Origin of the sequence: Vibrio sp. 10N.286.48.F5, from assembly GCF_041469785.1 — a bacterium.
Taxonomy (GTDB): Bacteria; Pseudomonadota; Gammaproteobacteria; order Enterobacterales; family Vibrionaceae; genus Vibrio; species Vibrio crassostreae_C.
The window spans coordinates 80,513-100,799 of the sequence record NZ_JBFRLG010000044.1; the positions used below are offsets into that span (position 1 = coordinate 80,513).

Here is a 20,287-nt window from a genome sequence, read left to right on the forward strand (position 1 = left end):
TTGATTAATATCAGCTCCAGTGGGTACGTAGAATAAAGCCTTAGTTTGTATGTGTGATCCTTATCATGTTTGTTGGCGTAAACCTTATCGATGATTTCTGTATCCGTATCTCAATAAAAATGACAAAAAGATTAATAGCTTAGGGTATCTCGCGCATGTGTAAAAAATGGACTATACGTTGTAGGGCAGGATGCAAATAACTTACGAAGAGGTTTCTATGACAGCGAAATATGGCGCTAAACGTCGATTAGCGATTTTGGGTACAGCGATGATGGCCGCGTCCAGCGCCACTTTTGCGGCTGAAAAGCCAAATATATTGGTTATTTGGGGGGACGATATTGGTCAATCCAATGTGAGTGCATACACCTTCGGTCTCATGGGTTACAAAACCCCGAATATTGATAGCATCGCGAAAGAAGGGATGATGTTTACGGACTATTACGCAGAGCAATCTTGTACTGCGGGTCGCTCTACCTTTATCACGGGACAAAGTGTATTACGAACGGGTTTGAGTAAAGTAGGTTTGCCGGGCGCAGACATTGGCTTACAAGCAGAAGACGCGACAATCGCAGAAATGCTGAAACCTATGGGTTACATGACAGGTCAATTTGGTAAAAACCACCTTGGCGATAAAGATGAATTCCTTCCAACAGCACACGGGTTTGACGAATTTTTTGGCAACCTTTACCACCTAAATGCTGAAGAAGAACCAGAGAATGAAGATTACCCAACCGATCCTGAGTTTCGTAAGAAATTTGGCCCTCGTGGTGTCATTAAGTCATTCGCTGATGGCAAGATTGAAGATACCGGTCCACTGACGCGTAAGCGTATGGAAACGGTTGATGAAGAAACACTAGACGCGGCACTTGATTTTATGGATCGCGCAGTGAAAGCGGACAAACCATTCTTCGTGTGGTGGAACGCGACACGTATGCACTTTAGAACGCACGTGAAAGCCGACAGTAAAGGCGTAACCGGTGTCGGTAACTACGCTGATGGTATGGTTGAGCACGATCGACACGTTGGGCAACTATTGAAGCAAGTGGATGAGTTGGGTATCAAAGACAACACGATTGTTTTCTACTCAACGGATAACGGCCCTCACATGAACTCTTGGCCTGATGCGGGTACAACCCCGTTCCGTGGTGAGAAAAACACCAACTGGGAAGGCGCATACCGTGTACCAGCAATGGTTCGTTGGCCTGGTAAGATTGAACCAGGAACCGTATCTAACGAAATCATGCACCATATGGACTGGATGCCAACCTTCGTTGCCGCCGCTGGTGATGACCAAATCAAAGAGAAGCTACTCAAAGGTCATACTGCCGGTGATAAAACGTTTAAGGTTCACTTAGATGGTTACAACTTCCTTCCTTACCTAACGGGTGAAGAAGAGAAAGGCCGTCGTTCGGAGATCTTCTACTTTACCGATGATGGTGATCTAGCGGCGCTTCGTTACAACCAATGGAAAGCGGTGTTCATGGAGCAGCGTGCGACGGGTACCATGCAAATTTGGGCTGAACCGTTCGTGACGTTACGTCTTCCTAAGCTGTTTAACCTGCGTATGGACCCATACGAAAACGCAGACATTACATCGAATACATACTACGATTGGTTGTTAGACCATGCTTATATGTTCGTTCCAGCACAGGCGTATGTCGGCAAGTTCCTAGAAACCTTTGCTGAATACCCGCCACGCCAAAAAGCCGCGAGCTTTAGCTTGGATCAGGTAATGGAAAAACTTCAGGAATCTCATAACAAGTAAGTGATTGTTTGAGTGAAACTGAACAGATTGAAGAGCTCTTAGGAGCTCTTTTTTTATGCGCATACCGATGAGTAAATCCCGGTCGTGAATATGAGTCACAACTATCGAGCTCATTGCCACTAAATAATTGTAAATTCGTTGTTTTTACGTCTACCTTATTAAGCATAAGGATGTATAAAAACAAGGAATGTTATGTCTGCATGGTTGTGCTCACTGGTAAACGGATTGAAACACCAGCGAGTCGCAGTATTATCCGCAATCTTGTCTTCACTGATGTTGTCGCTGTTCAGTCTGAACGCCTATGCCAACGAGCAAGACCCTAATATCAACTCTGATATTTCAAAGGCCAACTCTGTAGCTTCGCACGTTAGCTCTGATGCTTTACCTATCGGCTCTAAAGCCACGTATGTCGGTTCGGAAGCGTGTGTTGATTGTCATAGTGCAGAAGTCGAAGCGTGGGAGGGCTCTCATCATGATATGGCGATGAAGCACGCTACAGACGAATCTGTATTAGGCGATTTCAACGATCAAACATTCACTCATGACGGTAAACCCAACCGATTTTTCCGCAAGGGCGAAGAGTTCTGGGTCAATATTGAAGGGCAAGACGGCCACTTTAAAGATTACAAAATCAGCTATACCTTTGCCTTTGAACCACTACAACAATACATGGTTGAATTTGAAGACGGCCGTGTACAGTTGATTCCTTTCGCTTGGGATTCTCGCACTGAGGGCGAAGGCGGTCAACGCTGGTTTCACCTCTATCCTGATACCACCAACACCGATGAATTCTACTGGACCAATAGCGGTCAAAACTGGAACTTCATGTGTGCTGATTGCCATTCAACGAACCTAGAGAAAAACTACGACAGCGCGAGTAATACCTACAACACTACTTGGTCTGAGATTAATGTCGGTTGTGAAGCGTGTCATGGCCCTGCGAGTGAGCACGTTGAAAAGGCTCAGCTAGCAAAAGCTAACGGTGGAAAGGATGCTCCAGTCTCGGCGCATTATGGTTTTGACCGCGACTTGTCGAAGTCGGTCAAAGAGTGGATCTATCAAGAGGGTAATTCAACCCTGCAACCAAAAGACATCATCCATACCAATCAAGTTCAAACCTGTGCTCAATGCCACAGCCGTCGTACTCAGTTAAATGAAACGGGTGATCACGTTAACGGGTCTTTCTTTGATAAGTATCGCTTGAGCTTGATTACCCCAGAGCTTTACCACAACGATGGTCAAATCTACGATGAAGATTACGTTTACGGATCTTTCCTTCAATCCGTGATGGCTGAAAAAGGCGTCACATGTACTAACTGCCACGATCCTCATACCGCTAAACTAAAAATTGCGGAAGAAGCCGTGTGTAGCCAATGTCATATTGCATCAGAATACACGCCTGAAAAGCACACATTCCACGAAGCGAATACTGAAGCTTCACAATGCACGACTTGTCACATGCCAGAGACGACTTACATGGAGGTCGACCCAAGACGTGACCACAGTTGGCATATCCCACGCCCTGATATTAGCCAACACATCAAGACGCCGAACGTGTGTACTAGCTGTCATGAAGATCAAACCGACCAGTGGGCAGATAAGCAAATCGGTGAGTGGTTCCCAGATTCTAAGTATCGTAATCAGCAGCACTTTGCCGTTGCCTTTTATGCTGACTCGATAGGGCACAGAGGTGCAGAGGATGCGTTGGCATACTCGGCTCAGGACTCTAGCTTAAGCAATATCATTCGTGCATCGAGCTTAGAACGTTTGGGCGGTAATACGGGTAAGAATACGCTTATTTCGCTGGCAAGAGCGGTGAAACATGATGATGAAATGATCCGTTTGGGTGTGGTACAAGGCTCGTCTGGTTTCCCATTCACTGACCGTTGGCAAATTCTAGAGCCGCTACTGAAAGACCCTGTATTGTCGATTCGTTCAGAAACCGCAGGCGCATTAGTGCGTTATTGGGGAGAAATGAACCCTCTGCAGAAAGACCAAATCAAGCCTGCATTAGAAGAGTACATTGAAATACAGCAATTTAATGCCGACAGAGGATTTGGACGTACTAACCTAGGCAACGTTTACCGAGATTTAGGCCAGCACGACAAAGCGATTGAGTTTTATCTAGGCGCTATCGAGATTGAGCCTTATTTCGAAAACAGCTACGCCAATTTAGCGGATTTGTATCGAGCGCAAGGTAACGAGGCAAAAGCGTTGTCGACCTTGAAGCAAGGTATTGAAGCTCAGCCTAAATCGAGTGTTTTGCCATACAGCACAGGATTGTCTCTGCTTCGTGTGAAAGATTACGAACAAGCAACGCACTACCTTAAACAAGCCGCTGAAACTGCGCAAACCGACCCACAATATTGGTATGTGTACGGATTGGCTTTGGAGAAATCTGATGTGCTTGCGGCAAGTCAATCACTGCACAAGGCTTACCAATTTAGCCGCAACCCACAGCACCTGTATGCTCAGTGTGAAGTGTTGGCGCGAAACAGCCATATACCGGGCGTACCAAAGGCGTTTGAGCAATGTATTTCATCATTGAGCAAAGTGGCACCGCCGGAAGCCATTAACCAATTGAAAGCTAGGTTTAAATAAAGCGATGAGGTGAGCTTGGCTATCGAGCTTGCTGCTTATTCCGCTTGTAACCAATTATCGCGTTTATAACTAATAGTTATGGAGCTTGTGAGTAGGATGTACGCAGCCAGATTGAATTAAGGGAAGACCTATGAACCATGCGCAACAAGCAATTAACCAACTGATTGAACAAACAGAGAAAAGTGTTATCGGTCAGAGCCACGTCGTTCGGGCTCTGGTGATAGGGTTATTGACTAATGGGCATGTGCTTTTAGAGGGACTTCCCGGTACAGCGAAAACTCGTTCAGTGAAATCACTGGCGAACCTACTGAACACCAGTTTTGGTCGAATTCAGTTTACGCCTGACCTGCTGCCATCAGATGTAACCGGTACAGAAGTGTATCAAGAGCTAGATGGAAAGCCTCAGTTGCACTTTCAACCGGGCCCTATTTTCAACAGTATTGTTTTAGCCGATGAAGTGAACCGTGCTCCTGCAAAGGTACAAGCGGCTCTGCTTGAAGCTATGGCGGAAGGAACGATTACGGTGGGTGGTCAAACTCATATCCTACCTGATCTATTCATGGTGCTCGCTACGCAAAACCCAGTAGAGCAAGAAGGTACGTATCCACTGCCTGAAGCACAGATGGACCGTTTCATTATGAAAGTCACGGTCGACTATCCAGAAGATGAAGCTGAACGCGACATCATTCGACTTGTGCGCAGTGAGGAACTCGGTAGCGAGACGAGTTCGGAATTAGTCACTCCACAGCATATTGAACCTGAATTAGTGCTTGAAGCGCGCCGCCAACTTCCAGACATTGCCGTTTCCGATTTAGTAGAGAACTACATTGTGGCCTTGGTGATGGCAACTCGTAAGCCAGAGCGTTACCCAGAATCAAACTTGTCTAAATGGATTGAGATTGGTTCAAGTCCGCGTGCTTCCATCGCGTTGGATAAATGTGCTCGCGCTTATGCATGGTTGCAAGGACGTGACCATGTCACGTTGGACGATGTGCGTGCCATGTTACCAACCGTATTAGGTCACCGATTCTCGTTGTCTTACGACGCATTGGCCGATGGTGTTGACCATCAAAGAGTGGTTGAAGAACTGCTCGATAATGTTGAGATTGGATAACTAGGGGGCGTCATGGCGAAGCCAACACAAGCTCCCAAATCGCAAGGCCTTGATCCACGACTGTATTGTGATTATTCAAGGTTAGTGCGAATTCAGGCTCAAGCTGAGTCGTTTTCACTGTTACCTCATTTAAAAGCGGGCAGCGTACTTTCGGGCAGACATAACTCTTTGTTCCGTGGTCGTGGTTTGAACTTCGAAGAATTACGTCATTACCAATTGGGTGATGATATCCGTAATCTCGATTGGAAAGTTACGATGCGAACGGGTAAGCCTCATGTTCGTAGCTATACCGAAGAGAAAGACCGTAATGTGATGATCTGTGTCGATCAGCGCAGTTCGATGTTCTTTGCGTCTCAAAACAGCATGAAATCTGTTGTGGCTGCCGAAGTGGCGGCATTGTGTGGATGGCGAGTGCTGAAAGATGGTGATCGTGTCGGCTTCGTTTTGGCCTCGCACCAAAAACTGTTTCATACCAAAGCTCAACGTTCTCAATCTGATTTGTTGGCTCAGTTAAAACATCTTACCAAGGCTAATCAAAGCTTAGGTGTCAGTGTGAGCGATAGCGAAGGTGTTGGATTTAGCCAGTGGATTGAACTGATAAAACGAATGAGATTAAAGCAATCGACCTTAATCTTTATTAGTGATTGGCGAGATTGCCAAGAGCAACATCTTGACCGACTAAAGCAACTGCAACAACACAACGATATCTTGGCCATTATGGTCACCGATTCATTAGAACAGTCATTGCCTCAAGATCTTGCAAGCGCAAACTGGGTGGTGGGTGATGGTCGCTTTCAACTTAATCTGGATAGCCAATCTAAGGTTAACCTCGCAAGTGAAAGCCTTGCCCAAAAAGCGGCACTTCAGAAACTGTCCCTTGCTAAATTGATGGCGATGAAAAACCTCCCTTATATAGAATTAGACACGTCGGGCAATCACATATCACAGCTGCAGAAACTAGTGGGAGGGCGCTAAATGGCTGTTGAACATACTCCCCCAAGTACCTATATCCTCCGCGAACTGCACGATGTAGCGATTCCTGACAGTGTGAGCTGGGCTCCTCAAACGATCGGCTGGAAGATCCTTGGCGTTATTCTGTTATTGGTCGCTATCTATCTGGCTTATCGCTTGGCGTTAAGGTGGTGGAATAACCGTTATCGCAAAGAAGCGCTTCAAGAACTCATGGTACTGGATGCAAGAGACAAGAACTCAACCGAACGAACCTTTAAAGTCCTCAAAGTGGTGTTTCGTTACCTAGACAGCAGTAATGCCAAGTTGTTTGGCCAAGCTTATGTGAACCGTTTGAACGCTTATCTGCCTGTTAGCACCAACACGAGTGAAAACAGCAATGCGTTCTTTGCCGATGAAGTTTCGGAATTATGGATGCAAAGCCTAATTGACTCTAATGTGCGTTTGAGCTTTGAACAGCGTTTAGAGGTAATTCAAACCGCGATGATGTGGCTAAAACTTCACAAGCCGAATGTACAGGTAACGGTTGAGGGGCAAGACAATGTTTGATGTTTTATCTGCCAGTTTTGAATTTGCGCATCCGCTGTGGTTTATTGCGCTGCCTTTACCGTTGTTGGTCTACTTTGCGGTGCCAGCTTATCGAACTAAGCAAATGGCGATTAAGGTGCCATTTTTTCGAGAATTGGTAGAAGCGATTGGGGAAGCACCGTCAGAAGGTGCAAGCCAGTTAACTCCAAGCTGGTGGCAACGAACCACGCTCATTATTACTTGGGTATTGGTCGTGTGTGCGTTAGCGAAACCAACCATTCTTGGTGAGCCACAGGTTCGCGAACAATTGGGTCGTGATGTGATGGTGGTGGTCGATTTATCTGGCTCAATGGCAGAACAAGACTTTACCTCTAAGCGGGGCGATAAAATATCTCGTTTGGACGCGACCAAAGAAGTGCTGGCTGATTTTGCGACTACACGAAAAGGGGATCGACTCGGTTTGATTCTTTTTGGTGATGCAGCGTTTGTACAAACACCGTTTACAGCTGACCAAAATGTCTGGCTTGAACTGCTTAATCAAACCGATGTCGCGATGGCAGGGCAAAGCACGCACTTAGGTGATGCAATTGGCTTGGCGATTAAGGTGTTTGAACAAAGCGAAAAGCAAAGTGCTGCCGTTCAAGATTCAAGTGTTGATGCCAAGGAAAAAGAGAAAGTAGTGATCGTACTAACCGACGGTAATGATACGGGAAGCTTTGTTGAACCGATTGATGCCGCCAAAGTTGCGAAGGCGAAAGGCGTTCGTATTCACGTGATCGCCATGGGTGACCCACAAACCGTTGGTGAAGTGGCTTTGGATATGGAAACCATCAAACGAGTGGCTCAAGAGTCTGGTGGCGAAGCGTTTGAGGCACTTAACCGCGACGAACTGACCAAAGCCTACGCTCAGATTGGTGAGCTAGAACCACAATTATATGAAAGTACCACTTATCGTCCTAAACAGGGGCTGCACCACTATTTGATGGCGATTGTTGTAGTGATGTATTTGACCGCATTCAGCTTAGCAACGATACGCCGAAGATCGCTGCTCGCTTCTTCTGTTAAGAATTTGAAAGGAGAGAGTGATGCCTGATTCTCTCACGATACAACAGTTTTTTACCCAGTTTCATTTTATCCGACCATTGTGGTTGTTGGCCTTTATTCCAATGTTTTTCCTGTTATGGGTTCGTTGGAGAGAAGAGACCAAACCAACGTGGAAAGACATTATACCTGCACATTTACGTGATGCATTGACGATTGGCGAAACAGGCTGGCGCAAGCAACTGCCGTTGAAGCTATTGGTGGTAATTGTGACTATCGCCATCATTATCTGTTCTGGCCCAACATGGCAACGTGAAGCATCGCCTTTTGGTGAAGACAAAGCGTCGATGTTGGTTGTGCTTGATAATAGTGAATCTATGCTTGCTAAAGATTTGCCTCCAAGTCGCTTGGAACGATCTAAGCAGAAAATTAGAGACTTATTGGCAGCTCGCAAAGGCGGTAATACGGGCTTAGTGGTTTATGCAGGCAGCGCACACGTGGCGATGCCCGTCACGCAAGACAGCAAGGTGTTTGAACCGTTTCTAGCGGCTATCACACCCGATATCATGCCTGTTTCAGGTAAGTCAGCAGAGGAAGCACTGCCACTGATTAATCAGCAACTGTCTGGTGAGTTAGGCTCTTCTGTACTGTTGGTATCAGATGGTGTAAACCCAAGCACCATTAGGGCGTACGAGAGTTTCTTTAACGACAATCCGTATCAGTTGCTCATTCTCGCCGCAGGAAACAGTAATGTGGTGAGCGATAACCCTGTCGACCTAGATTCACTGCGTAACTTAGCGAGTAAGACGGGTGGACGAGTGATTGAAGTGACCGTTGATGATTCGGATATCCAACAACTGAACAGAGCGGTTGAAAGAAACATGCAGCTCAACGGCGAATCTTCAATGCCTTGGAAAGACATGGGCTATGGACTGCTTATTCCAATGGCTTTCATTATGTTGCTATGGTTCAGAAAAGGGTGGTTGGTGCAGTGGTGTGTCGTTGGTTTGATGATCACAAGCAGCATGTATTCACCAGACACTTTGGCGAAAACAGTCAACTTAACCGCTGAGAAACCAGTTGTGGTGGAGTCGGTTACTACTTGGGACAAAACAGCTCAATGGTGGTGGGACTTATGGTTAATGCCTGACCAACAAGGTCAACGCCTGTTGAACCAGAAAGAATACCTTGAAGCGGCAAAACATTTCACCGACCCCATGAGAAAAGGTGCGGCTTACTACTATGCTCGTGATTTTAAGCTCGCTCACAGTGCGTTTTTGCAAACCAAAACTGACCTTGGTTTGTACAATGCAGCGAGTGCGTTAGCTAGGCAGCGTGAATACCTTGCCGCACGAGACCTCTTGAAATCATTAAGTGAGAAAGAGGATCTGTCACCAGAACTAAGAACGGATGTGGAGAACAATCTTGCTGTGCTTAGTGGAATTGTCGAAGAGGTAAACCGAACCAGTGAAAGCCAGTCTGGAACCACAGATGGCCCTGAAGAATCTTTAGAACTCGAAGACGATCAGCCGCGAACGGGTGATGGCGCTGAAGAAGAAACGGTAGCGGAATTGATGCTTAAGGAAACACTTAACGCGAATGAGATTTTGGGCAGCCAAGAGCTTGCCGACAAGTGGTTAAAGCGAGTAGAAGCCGATCCTAAGTTCTTCTTGAAATCCAAATTCCAAATTCAGTTAAGAGATCCTGCGCCTTCCATCGAACAAGCGTCAAAACAGGAGCAAACGCAATGAGTCGATATGATTTAGCTCTTGAAGCGATTCAATCAAAGAGAGTGCGATTCAGATCCCATAAGTGGCTACTGTCGATGATTCTTATATTGAGTTGGTTTTTTCCTTTTGTTGCTTCTGCTACAGATATCTTCGACCTCCAAAAAAGTGGTGACGTTGAGCTTATCGCTTGGGTAGGGGAAAAGCCAAAGTCAGGCGATAAGATAACGCAGACTAAAGTGAGCGTTAATGATCAGGTAATTCTGAACATTGAGGTGGCGACGCCGCGTTGGTTAACGGGAGGGACTCGAATCGGCAGTATCGAAATCCCTAACGTGATCGCTAAGCAACGTAACCAACTCGCGACTAATTACACGGAACGGGTCAATGGCACTACATGGTCGCGTCAACGATGGGAAGTGACACTTTATCCGATGACTTCTGGCGAGTTTGTCATTCCAACCGTGCCGGTTCGTATCCAAGTTTCTGCTCCTGATGGTTCAAACGTGGGCGGTACGCTTTACACGCAGCCGATTAAGTTTGAAGCTTCGTTGCCTTCAGGTTTACTCGATAATGAAACGCCTTGGTTTTCTGCGACAGAAGTAGATATAGAGCAGCAATGGCAACGCTCAAGTGAAGAGCTAAAAGTTGGCGATGCTATTACTCGAACTATCACGATTAAGGCAAAAGACAGCTTTTCTGTGTTGCTGCCAGATGTGCTAACCAATAAGTCCACTAAGCAGTTCCAAGCTTACCCACAGCCCAACCGTTTGGATGACACTCAAGAACGTGGTGATTATCGCTCAAGCCGAGTTGAACAGACTGTATATGTGATTCAGCAGGGTGGTGAGTTTACGCTGCCAGAGTTTTCATTTCAGTGGTGGGACAGCAAAAATCAACGCCTTGAAAACGTGGTGATAAAAGGCGAAGTGTTTGAAGCCAAACACACAGTCCAATCTTTCATCAAGGCCTACATGTCGGTGTTTATTAGTGTTGGTTTGGCGTTGTTGGTCTGCATTGCGTTGATTGTTTCGGTTAAGCGTTACTACGCAAACCGCCCAACACCGAGTTGGCTGGTACTACGTCGTTTAGTTAAGCAAGGTAATTGGGCTGCATTAAGAACCTTTATCTACCGTCAATTGCGAAACCAAACCTCTCAGTTAGAACTGAATAAAGTGCAACTGGATAAAGCGCAACATGGTAAATCAAATGGACAAAAGCGTTGGCTAGAAGATAGCGAAGCCCTTCAACAAGGATGTGAAGATAAAAACGTATTCACTCGTTTATGGAAAGGGTTACGTAACTTGCCCAGTGACACATCAAACTCAAGCAATTCTCGTTCAATTGCCGCTCGCTTGAAAATCCCTAAAGCCTTGCCAAACTTAAAAGATAGAACTAAGTAGCAAACTTTAGTTATTCGCATCGAACATAATCGGCAGGTTCTCTACTATGGGGAACCTGCTTCTTTAATATGGAACTGTATGAAAAGTACCGAACTAAATCTAATTCCTATATTTGTTGCTATCTATGAAGAGCAGAACTTATCTAGAGCTGCTAATCGCATGGATATAAGCCAACCAGCAGTGAGTAAAGCACTTGCAAGGTTGAGAGATATCTATGATGAGCCACTGTTTCATCGCACCACATCAGGCGTAGAGCCAACCACATTCGCTATTGATATCTATCCTGCAATGGCCGCTGCACTTAAAAACTTTACTTCTACCTTATCCGCATCAAGAGACTTCGATCCTAAAACCTCAGGCCGCGTGTTTTCCATTGCCTGCGTCTCGGCGGCGAGCTACGAAATGATGCCAAAAGTCATGCGGTTAATCAGCCAAGTCGCACCAGGTATCGCGTTAGAGGTTCATCCTCTGTTTACCGAAGACTATGAGTCTGATTTAAGGCTGCAAAGACACGACGTGATTGTTGATATGACGCCTAAAGGAAGAACCATGCTTAAGCACGAGGTGATTTCTACAGAAGAGCTGGTCGTGGTGTGTAGTAGTGATCATCCTACGGTTGGCGATACCATCGATATGGAACAGTTCTTAGCACTCGAGCATGTGGTGGTCTCTAGGTGGCATGCGCGCAAAAGCTTATTAAGCTCTGAGCACTATAGTGACCTTGAGAAACGTAGAATCGTGTATCGCGCAGCGGGCGTTGTAGAGATGCTTCCTGTTATCGAAGGCTCTGAGTACATCGGAGTAATGCCTATTTCATCAGTGCGTTGTTTTGCTGAAAAGTACGCGGTAAAAACACTACCATTACCCTTCGAGTTGGAAGACCTCGATATGTGTATGATTTGGCATCCAAGCCGTACTAATGAACCAAGCCATAAGTGGTTACGAGCTAAGATCAAAGCGGCAGCAAAAGAGTTATCAAGTTAGCCTATACAAGGACATAGCCATGGACAGCATTCGCGTGATTTTAAACGGAAAGAAAGCCAATATCCCGGAATTAAGGCAAGCCACCTTTGCGGCGAGGGACAATGATATTGACCTGCAAGTTAGAGTGACTTGGGAATCGTCGGACATGTTTCGTTTGGTAAGCGAGGCAATATGCGATGGTGTTAAGCGTCTGATTGTTGTCGGTGTCGATGGAACGGTGAATGAAGCCGTTAACGCGCTCAACCTGTTCCGTGCCAGTGAAAGACCACAACTGGCGCTTGTCCCAATGGGCACTGCGAATGATTTTGCTACCGCAACGGGAATACCTAACGATATTTCGGGTGCTTTTGAACTAGCGCTGGAAGGCAAGGCGTTTGCGGTGGATAGCGTGCGTGCGAATGACCGCTATTTTATGAATGTCGCTGCGGCGGGTTTTGGTGCTGAAGTCACAGCTGAAACGCCAGTCGAGCTTAAAGATTTTCTCGGTGGCGGTGCGTATACACTAACAGGTGTGGTGAAAGCACTTGGCTTTAAGCCCTACAGTGGCACGTTGCCCATAGACAAAGGCAGCTTTACCGGCGAGATCCTTGTTGGTGCTTTTTGTAATGGTCGCTTAGCGGGTGGAGGACAAGAGTTAGCACCCAATGCATTGATTGATGATCGCTGTTTACCCAGTCGGGTATCGAGCTATCACGCGCCACCATGGCAAGGTGGGTTATCCAAGTCAGTGAGAAGTTCGCCCCGCTGTATGTGGCCTTGAAGGAGAACCTACTTCAACAAGTGGTGGTTCAGGTGGATGAAACGCCGCTCAATGTGCTCAAAGAAGAGAAGCAGTGTTATATGTGGCTTTACTGCTCAGGCGCTGACTCGCCCGAAGCGGCACTGCCGAATGTGAAAAAATCGCCTTGTACGACTATCAAAACAGTCGCGCGAGGGTGTGCCCCGTGGACTTTTTAGGTGACTACAACGGTTATCTACAAACCGATGGCTACACGGCTTATCATGGTCTGCATCACGTCACTAATGTGGGGTGCTTAACGCAAGTTCATGGACGCGAAGAAGCTTCAAGGGGAAGGTAAATCGGGCAAGGCTGATAAAGTGCTGGCTAAACCCCAAAAGCTCTACGGGATAGAATCACGCTTAAAAGGTGCGCCTGCCGAAGAACGCAAAGCAGAGCGTTAAGCGTATGCCAAGCCGATACTGGATGAGCTTTACCAATGGATGACAACCCAGAAGGTGATAGGCTCTAGCCCACTAGGCAAAGCAATAAAGTACTAGCTCGGGCAATGGCCTAAACTCATTCGTTATATCGACGATGGTCACTTATCTATCGATAATAATCGCGCTGAACGCGCAATTAAACCGCTGGTTATTGGCAGGAAAAATTGGCTATTCTCCAACACACCAAACGGTGCTGATGCGAGCGCGATGCTTTACAGCATCATCGAGACCGCGAAAGCCAACGGTCTTATCCTCTAAGACTACATGGTCAAGTGCATGAAAGAGCTGGCGAAAGCAGAGCCTGATATCGACGCACTTCTACCTTGGACCTCTTCGGGTCAAGTCAAAACAGACCTCAACAATATTGGCTTTGGCCTCGAAACTTACGTTTGGTGCTAGCTATGCCATCAGACTCTAATAACATATTTGGGTTCTTTGATGAGTTTGAAGCTTCAGAAGGAGAGTCACAGCAACCCCCTATAGAGCTGTTTCAAGAACCCGTTGAAATTTTATCAACCCTAGATAGTCAGCCAAATAAGGTACAACAAGAAGTCTTTGTGATAAATAAAAAGCGACATCCACTCACGGTAGTGAATATATGTAGGGTCACGTCCTGCATAAGCGATTTATTCAAATTTAAAGAGTGAATTAATATCGCACCATAAAGAAAAAATACTTCAAATACTCCAGAAATGAGCATGGCTGAGCATAGGGATTCTCAGGTTTGATGATACCAATATCAGGTCAGATGGCCGAACACATTTATGGGTACAACCATGAATTTAACGCATCGCTCACTCATGGTTATCGCTATCACTGTTGCTCTTTCTGCGTGGGGTAGTGATGAAACCAGCTCACGTCCTATTAAGCCAGAACCGCTTCAGACATTACCAACAGAGCAGGTTTCAGTATCCATCGGGGACGCGACTCTTTTCGCAAATAGAGAGTCTGTTGTGATCAATACCTTAGCAGGTGACGAGCAACGCGTATCCATTGAAGCGTTTAAAGGAATCACTTACGCCGATCAACAACGTTTTCAGCACAGTCACTCCGTCAATTAGAAGACAATGCTGATAGCGCTATAGATGCGACACAATTTAGCGCCGTGTGCCCACAGCTTAAAATAACCCAGCAAGAGCAATCTGAAGATTGCTTGAATCTTAATATTTGGCGTCCTTCGGAGATCAATGGTTCAGAGTCATTACCCGTGTATGTCTTTATTCATGGTGGGGACTTTGAATATGGCGCAGGTTCTGATACCGACATTAACGGTGATACCGTCGTGGCTAAAAGATACCATTCGATATACGGGTGGCGTTGGCGCTGGAAAGGCGAACCTCGATATTTTCAAAGAGTTCAGTATAGGTGCGTCGTACAACAAAACGATTCAATTCGGCACAAAAAACTCGGGAGTCGCTGCGCTTCAGCAGCTCCAGTTTCGAGTGGCAAACACACCATTGATGCTGGGTGTGAAACAGATTATTGGCCAGAGCTCGGTAGAGTTTGAGACCAGTAATGAAGATGTGAATAACGCTATCAATGGCGTTATTCAATATTTTATGGGCGAAAGCTCGGTGACCTCTGGGCTGGGTGTTGTCGCGGAATACGATAATGCGATTGATAATCGTTGGACCGTTTCTGCGTTTTATGGCCTGGGTAAAGCGACAGTAGAGGGCAGTCTGTCAGACGATGAAAGTGTCGATGCGTATGGTGCTGGATTTCGCTATCAGATAGCTTGCCGATATGGGTTACACATGGGGGTAGACCTCTCTTTTAGTGACGTTGACAGCGCGTTTTATATAACGGTTGGCAGTGGATTCTAATGATGGAAAGGTGGGTGTTAGTCAATCGATTGATTTTTCTACATGCAGCATAGTTTTCATAGCAATCATGAACTAGTATTTTTTTACAACAAACATAACAGGTATCAATATGAAAAATTACGACCCAAATGAATTGGACGCTACGCAAGTATTACTTGATGGTGTCGATACAGATAAACGTTCGACTTTGACTAAGTTAGCGGTTGGGGCTGCGGCACTGCCTTTTGCCTCTGTTTTACATGCAGCCCCTGAAAAACTGGTTGGCCAAAACATCAAACTGATGCCTAACGAGAAAGGGCCATTTGATATCGTTATCGAAAATGGCCGTGTTGTTGATCCTGAAACTGGACTCGACGCAATTCGTCACGTCGGTATTAAAGGTAAGCGTATTGCTGCAATCTCAGACAAAAAGCTGCAAGGCAAAACAATCATCGATGCTGAAGGTCTCGTGGTTGCACCTGGCTTTATCGATATGCACGCTCACGGACAACAACTTCCTGCTGCCCGTGCTCAAGCATTCGATGGCGTAACCACCGCTCTTGAGATGGAATCTGGTCTATTCCCAATCGGAACGTACTACGATATTACTGCTGCTGAAGGTCGCCCGATTAATTACGGCGCTTCTGTAGCATGGACTTACGCTCGTATTCAAGCAAAAGAACCTACGATGCCTGCTCCTGATGGTACGATTGTTTGGTTCCAGAAAGCTTTTTCTAAAAACAATTGGCAAAATACCCTAGCAACCCCAGATGAATTAAAACAAATTCTGGGCTCGGTTGAGCAAGGTCTTAAAGAGGGGGGCTTAGGCATTGGTATTAACGCGGGTTACGCACCAGGTTATGGCCACAAAGAGTACTATGATCTTGCTAAACTAGCAAAACGCTATGAAGTACCAACCTACACTCACGTTCGTTACCTAAACAGCGCAGAGCCACAATCAAGCTTTGAAGCATACCAAGAACTCATTAGCCTGTCGGCGACAACGGGTGCACACATGCACATTTGTCACCTCAACAGCACGTCAGTACAAGATATCGAAGATTGTGCCGATTTAGTTCAATCCGCCATTGATCAAGGTTTAGCCGTTACTACTGAAGCTTATCCTTATGGTGCTGGCTCTTCCGTTATTGGCGCAGAAGTTTTCCGTGGTGACGATTGGTTACAACGTTGGGGTGTACCAAGCGCTAGCTACATGGAAGCGAATGGTAAAGCACTAAACCAAGAAAAAGTCACTGAACTACAAGCATCAGCGCCCGGTACCGTGGTTGTCATGCACTTCTTAAAACCCGATGAGAACAAAGAAGATCGCGCTAAAATGGACCGTTCAGTATTGTTTCCAGGTGCAGCTATCGCTTCAGATGCAATGCCTTGGATGGATGATAAAGGCGTATTAATTGAAGGTGATGTATGGCCACTTCCAAGCAACGCAATAGCTCACCCTCGCTCACTTGCTTGTTTCTCTCGTTTTATTGAAAAATATGTCGAGGAATACAAAGCGGTAACACTAGTAGAAGCGATGGAAAGAACTAGCTTAAACGCATGTCGTATTCTTGAGGATGCTGTGCCACAAATGGCAAATAAAGGTCGTATTCAAGTAGGTAAAGATGCTGATTTAGCTATTTTCAAACTTGATGAAGTAAAAGCCGTTGCAACATTTGATAAACCAAATGCCCTTTCTACAGGTATGAAATACGTACTTGTAAACGGGACACCTATCATTGAAGCTGGTGAAATGTTGTTAGATTCAAACCCAGGTGAAGCGGTTCGCAACAAAGTTACTGGCTAAGTTATCCTGACTTAAAAGGTTGGGCATTAGCTCAACCTTTTTTATTGCTTACCGAGTAAATATAGACAACGAAAATCGAAAGAGAGCATGCTATGAGCAAGAAGCCTATTCCAGTAACAATTTTAGCCGGATTTTTAGGAGCAGGGAAAACGACCCTACTAAACCATATATTAACCAATGCAAATGGAATGCGCATGGCTGTGATCGTCAATGATTTTGGATCAATCAATGTTGATGCGGAGTTAGTTAAATCTGAAAGTGAAAATATGATCAGCCTAGAGAATGGCTGTATCTGTTGTAACCTTGCAGAAGGACTAGTCGTTTCGGTAATGCGTTTACTCGCATTAGAGGAACGCCCAGACCATATTATTGTTGAAACTTCAGGTATCGCAGAACCCAAAGAAGTGGCACTTCAATTTGAAGATCCGGAACTGCAAGCACACGCACCTTTAAATGCAATCGTGACGACGATCGATGCGGAAAACATTTTAGGGCTAGAAGGCCCAATGGAGACGTTGTCGAAGCAGCAAATTCAAGTGGCTGACATTGTTCTGGTTAATAAAGTTGACCTAGTCGATGCTGATAAACTAGAGCAAGTCAAAGCATGGTGCCGAGTACAAGCTCCGTTTGCTAAATTGATTGATATTTCATTCGGCGAAGTGGATTTACCTATCTTATTTGATGCCCCTGAAAGTACGCGCTTTGTCACTAACAAAATAGCGGCTGATCAAAGGGAATGCCAGCACCATGATTGTCATGATGAGCACTGTCATCACGTGAACCATGATTTCGAAACATTCAGCTTTGAAACTGATCAACCGCTTAATCTACAAAGTTTGTATCCTCTACTGCAACAGTTTTCAATTGATGCTTATCGCATGAAAGGTATTTTAAATTTAACCGATCGTCCTGATCATCGCTGTGTATTTCAGTGCACGGGCCAGCGAGCCAATGTGACGGTTGGAGATGCATGGGAAGATGATGAATCTCGTTCGTCACGGTTAGTCTTCATTGGACCTAAAGGTGGCCTTGATAAAGAGAGTATGCGTAAAAAACTGAACGCACTGGTGGCGTAGTTAGAACGGAAATGGAGTAGATGGCAAGCCTATCAACCTAGCGCTTGCCTATACCTAGCTTACCTCTGCCTACTTTGCATTGACTCATCCTAAGCATCCTTATCTTATTGAATTATTGGCTACTTTCGATTCTATTCGGTTTTTCCAAATCCATATTGCTCATTCCCCTCGCCATCTGAAACAAAATAGTCTTATCGATTTTCGAGACTCTGTTCATCAGTACCTTCTCAGAATCGGTTAACGTCAAAAAGCAGATAAAGACTCAATCGTGGGTTATTGGGGCGTGTTGATCAGCGATTGTTAGCTCGATGGTTAGTCCTCAATGATGGAATCAAAATGACGACTAAATATAGAATAAACCATGATTTGTCCCGCCATAATCGCGCCAAACATCAGCAAGGTGGACAGACCAATATTCGGAATGGGTAAAATGGAGGTCGCAAAGAAGGACTCACTTGCTCCGACAATGATTCGACTACCGGGGACAAGAATGATGATCCCTTGAATAATGTATATGAGTGGTGGAACGTGACGCAATTTTCCCATCCCCAACCCGTAAAGCGTAATGAGTATTGTGCTTACCCATGTACCTACAACCCAATCGGAAGTAAACCAATGTGGCCCCCACATGCCAATTGCCGCGACAGGAAGGCCTAAGAGAATTTCTGTTATACTTGCGTTGAAAATAAGGCCAATAGCGACAGAAATCCCGATCAGTGCGGTGACATGAAGAACGAATGGGATTTCATCAATAAATACCGGTACCGATAATGGTTGATTGATTATGTTGGCTAAGCCTAACCCCATAACAATGCCGATGAATATTTTCATTACTATGAGTGCGCTTTGTGCAAGCAGTTCGATACCTGACCGAAAGTCATTGAGAGCAAGACTGGCTAAGCCGTTGGTGACGGTTAACCCAGGAATAAAAAGGACAATGGAAGAAATGCACAGTGCCAATGTTGGTAAGCCGGGAACCTGTGCCGCTATCATACCGGTTAAAAAACTGGCTACTAAGGCGACAAAGAACTCGACAAGAATGCTTCTTGGCCCAGTCAGGAAAATTTGTGCTAGCCAGGCTATAGCGCCCAGAATAATGGATAAACCGACCGCCAGATAAGTACTGCCAACTAACATTAAATAACATGGCGGAAGCAATAAATTGGCAAAGCACAAGGTACGATTCGAGTAGGTTTCTGAACCTTCGTAATGGGAATGAGTCGAAAACCCTTTAAGCGTTGCGACTAAATCACGTAAGTTAACCGAGGGTGGTTTTTTGTTTTCCATCACGACTTTTTGCGTGGGTTGCTCAAAAATAGTGATGACTTTTGTCGGGGTCACATCAATAGAGACATCAATGTTCTGGCGTTTTGCATAAGCTTGAGTGTATTGAGCTACCGAGTAAGGCGCACAACCAGATTGATGTAATCGGTCCGAAAAGCTCAAAATTTCTTGCTGGCATTGTTCGATATGATTTGTTTGTTTCATTCTGTTTGTTTCTCAATCACCAAGGCGATATATGTTTGAGGGGCATTCTAATTCAATAGTATCCTCATTCAAGCGTAACCAATAGTCGTGTATAGAGGACGGGCCCCTACAAACGAACAAGGCAATGGTTAAAAAGATAGGATTCATTGAATGAGAGGTTATCAGTTTATCGTTGAGGTAAATCAGTCATTGTTGAAGCTGCAACCTCAAAAATAGATCCGCTCACGCAGCTATTTGAAGGCGTAAAACTCCAAATCCATGAGGTGATTGATTTAACTCTGAGGCTTTTAGAAAAGCTCGGTAATGAGTAAAGGAAACTAATATTTAGGAAATGGAAGCGTAAATAAGATTGATGATGAGCGTTAGAATCACAACTAGAATGGAACCGACATAAGCAATTTCAATAATGTTTGAATCAATCCAGTTGCAGTATGCTTGAATTGCTAAACTCAGTTTGTTTTTCATAATGGCCTTTGGAAAATTAACCGAAATCTACTGTAAATAATAGCTTATTATGAGTGAGCTTTGGTGACGGTTTCAAAGGTTCCTTAGCGCTAACAGTGTGATTGCGGCGCTCACGTATTAACAATATCGTCCCGTGGGTTCATGGGGCGGATACAGTCGATAAGGTTTAAGAGCAGAAAATTGGGGTAAAAAAGAGCCGCTTATTTGTGGTTCATCGCGGCTTTCCAAGAAGTAGTCTGTATCTCGATACCCATACCCCATTCGCTTGATTAGCTATATCTTGTTGTTTATCCCTT

At 45.3% G+C, this 20,287-nt stretch carries 15 protein-coding genes and 2 pseudogenes; 16 read left to right on the forward strand and 1 reads right to left on the reverse strand.

Translation table 11 applies throughout. The features are described from left to right. Window positions 1-217: 217 nt before the first annotated feature. The 16 genes and pseudogenes from AB4185_RS20370 to AB4185_RS20445 all read left to right on the forward strand — a co-directional run bounded on the left by AB4185_RS20370 (window position 218) and on the right by AB4185_RS20445 (window position 18,038). Window positions 218-1,765, forward strand: a complete 1,548-nt coding sequence (locus AB4185_RS20370; protein ID WP_017060009.1) for an arylsulfatase — start codon at window positions 218-220, stop codon at window positions 1,763-1,765. Window positions 1,766-1,957: 192 nt separating this feature from the next. Continuing rightward, on the forward strand, window positions 1,958-4,366 hold the full coding sequence (locus tag AB4185_RS20375; RefSeq protein WP_372135855.1) for a tetratricopeptide repeat protein: 2,409 nt from the start codon (window positions 1,958-1,960) through the stop codon (window positions 4,364-4,366). Window positions 4,367-4,496: 130 nt separating this feature from the next. Continuing rightward, window positions 4,497-5,480: a MoxR family ATPase gene (locus AB4185_RS20380; protein WP_017060007.1), complete on the forward strand. Its 984-nt coding sequence runs from the start codon at window positions 4,497-4,499 to the stop codon at window positions 5,478-5,480. A 12-nt stretch (window positions 5,481-5,492) separates the two neighbouring features. Continuing rightward, window positions 5,493-6,455, forward strand: coding sequence for a DUF58 domain-containing protein (locus AB4185_RS20385; RefSeq protein ID WP_372105992.1), 963 nt, complete (start codon window positions 5,493-5,495; stop codon window positions 6,453-6,455). Beyond that, window positions 6,456-6,998 (forward strand): DUF4381 domain-containing protein, encoded by a 543-nt coding sequence (locus AB4185_RS20390; protein WP_372135856.1) that lies wholly within the window; start codon window positions 6,456-6,458, stop codon window positions 6,996-6,998. Continuing rightward, complete coding sequence (locus tag AB4185_RS20395) at window positions 6,991-8,070, forward strand: VWA domain-containing protein (protein WP_372104281.1); 1,080 nt, start codon at window positions 6,991-6,993, stop codon at window positions 8,068-8,070. Before AB4185_RS20390 ends, AB4185_RS20395 begins: the two co-directional genes overlap by 8 nt. After that, window positions 8,063-9,769 carry a VWA domain-containing protein gene (locus AB4185_RS20400; protein WP_372135857.1) on the forward strand — a complete coding sequence of 569 codons (1,707 nt, stop codon included), beginning with the start codon at window positions 8,063-8,065 and terminating at the stop codon, window positions 9,767-9,769. The genes AB4185_RS20395 and AB4185_RS20400 overlap by 8 nt, the downstream gene beginning before the upstream one ends. Beyond that, on the forward strand, window positions 9,766-11,148 hold the full coding sequence (locus AB4185_RS20405; RefSeq protein ID WP_372104278.1) for a BatD family protein: 1,383 nt from the start codon (window positions 9,766-9,768) through the stop codon (window positions 11,146-11,148). Before AB4185_RS20400 ends, AB4185_RS20405 begins: the two co-directional genes overlap by 4 nt. A 78-nt stretch (window positions 11,149-11,226) precedes the next feature. Then, on the forward strand, window positions 11,227-12,132 hold the full coding sequence (locus tag AB4185_RS20410) for a LysR family transcriptional regulator (protein ID WP_017064697.1): 906 nt from the start codon (window positions 11,227-11,229) through the stop codon (window positions 12,130-12,132). 19 nt (window positions 12,133-12,151) lie between these two features. Further along, a complete protein-coding gene (locus tag AB4185_RS20415) occupies window positions 12,152-12,892 on the forward strand; it encodes a YegS/Rv2252/BmrU family lipid kinase (protein ID WP_372104275.1) in 741 nt (246 codons plus the stop codon). Continuing rightward, window positions 12,793-13,752 (forward strand): annotated as a pseudogene (gene tnpC / locus AB4185_RS20420) (IS66 family transposase); the annotation flags it as partial. The gene AB4185_RS20415 and the pseudogene tnpC, both read left to right, overlap by 100 nt. 377 nt (window positions 13,753-14,129) lie before the next feature. Continuing rightward, window positions 14,130-14,414: a hypothetical protein gene (locus AB4185_RS20425; RefSeq protein WP_017062010.1), complete on the forward strand. Its 285-nt coding sequence runs from the start codon at window positions 14,130-14,132 to the stop codon at window positions 14,412-14,414. Between the two features lie 44 nt (window positions 14,415-14,458). After that, window positions 14,459-14,581, forward strand: a pseudogene (locus tag AB4185_RS20430) (carboxylesterase family protein); the annotation flags it as partial. Continuing rightward, entirely contained in the window at window positions 14,541-15,176 is a 636-nt protein-coding gene (locus AB4185_RS20435; protein ID WP_372104272.1) for a hypothetical protein, read from the forward strand. The pseudogene AB4185_RS20430 and the gene AB4185_RS20435, both read left to right, overlap by 41 nt. Window positions 15,177-15,285: 109 nt before the next feature. Then, on the forward strand, window positions 15,286-16,962 hold the full coding sequence (locus AB4185_RS20440) for an amidohydrolase family protein (RefSeq protein WP_017062008.1): 1,677 nt from the start codon (window positions 15,286-15,288) through the stop codon (window positions 16,960-16,962). A 92-nt stretch (window positions 16,963-17,054) separates the two neighbouring features. After that, entirely contained in the window at window positions 17,055-18,038 is a 984-nt protein-coding gene (locus tag AB4185_RS20445; RefSeq protein WP_032548688.1) for a GTP-binding protein, read from the forward strand. Window positions 18,039-18,350: 312 nt separating this feature from the next. Here the strand turns inward: AB4185_RS20445 and AB4185_RS20450 are convergent, their stop codons facing one another. Next, on the reverse strand, window positions 18,351-19,526 hold the full coding sequence (locus AB4185_RS20450) for a threonine/serine exporter family protein (RefSeq protein ID WP_372135858.1): 1,176 nt from the start codon (window positions 19,524-19,526) through the stop codon (window positions 18,351-18,353). Between the last annotated feature and the right edge of the window lie 761 nt (window positions 19,527-20,287).

Coding starts and splice junctions, on each gene's coding strand:
- AB4185_RS20375 (WP_372135855.1), top strand. CDS start 1,958: ATGTCTGCATGGTTGTGCTCACTGGTAAACGGATTGAAACACCAGCGA.
- AB4185_RS20405 (WP_372104278.1), top strand. CDS start 9,766: ATGAGTCGATATGATTTAGCTCTTGAAGCGATTCAATCAAAGAGAGTG.
- AB4185_RS20370 (WP_017060009.1), top strand. CDS start 218: ATGACAGCGAAATATGGCGCTAAACGTCGATTAGCGATTTTGGGTACA.
- AB4185_RS20380 (WP_017060007.1), top strand. CDS start 4,497: ATGAACCATGCGCAACAAGCAATTAACCAACTGATTGAACAAACAGAG.
- AB4185_RS20445 (WP_032548688.1), top strand. CDS start 17,055: ATGAGCAAGAAGCCTATTCCAGTAACAATTTTAGCCGGATTTTTAGGA.
- AB4185_RS20435 (WP_372104272.1), top strand. CDS start 14,541: ATGGTTCAGAGTCATTACCCGTGTATGTCTTTATTCATGGTGGGGACT.
- AB4185_RS20450 (WP_372135858.1), bottom strand. CDS start 19,526: ATGAAACAAACAAATCATATCGAACAATGCCAGCAAGAAATTTTGAGC.
- AB4185_RS20400 (WP_372135857.1), top strand. CDS start 8,063: ATGCCTGATTCTCTCACGATACAACAGTTTTTTACCCAGTTTCATTTT.
- AB4185_RS20415 (WP_372104275.1), top strand. CDS start 12,152: ATGGACAGCATTCGCGTGATTTTAAACGGAAAGAAAGCCAATATCCCG.
- AB4185_RS20385 (WP_372105992.1), top strand. CDS start 5,493: ATGGCGAAGCCAACACAAGCTCCCAAATCGCAAGGCCTTGATCCACGA.
- AB4185_RS20410 (WP_017064697.1), top strand. CDS start 11,227: ATGAAAAGTACCGAACTAAATCTAATTCCTATATTTGTTGCTATCTAT.
- AB4185_RS20390 (WP_372135856.1), top strand. CDS start 6,456: ATGGCTGTTGAACATACTCCCCCAAGTACCTATATCCTCCGCGAACTG.
- AB4185_RS20395 (WP_372104281.1), top strand. CDS start 6,991: ATGTTTGATGTTTTATCTGCCAGTTTTGAATTTGCGCATCCGCTGTGG.
- AB4185_RS20440 (WP_017062008.1), top strand. CDS start 15,286: ATGAAAAATTACGACCCAAATGAATTGGACGCTACGCAAGTATTACTT.
- AB4185_RS20425 (WP_017062010.1), top strand. CDS start 14,130: ATGAATTTAACGCATCGCTCACTCATGGTTATCGCTATCACTGTTGCT.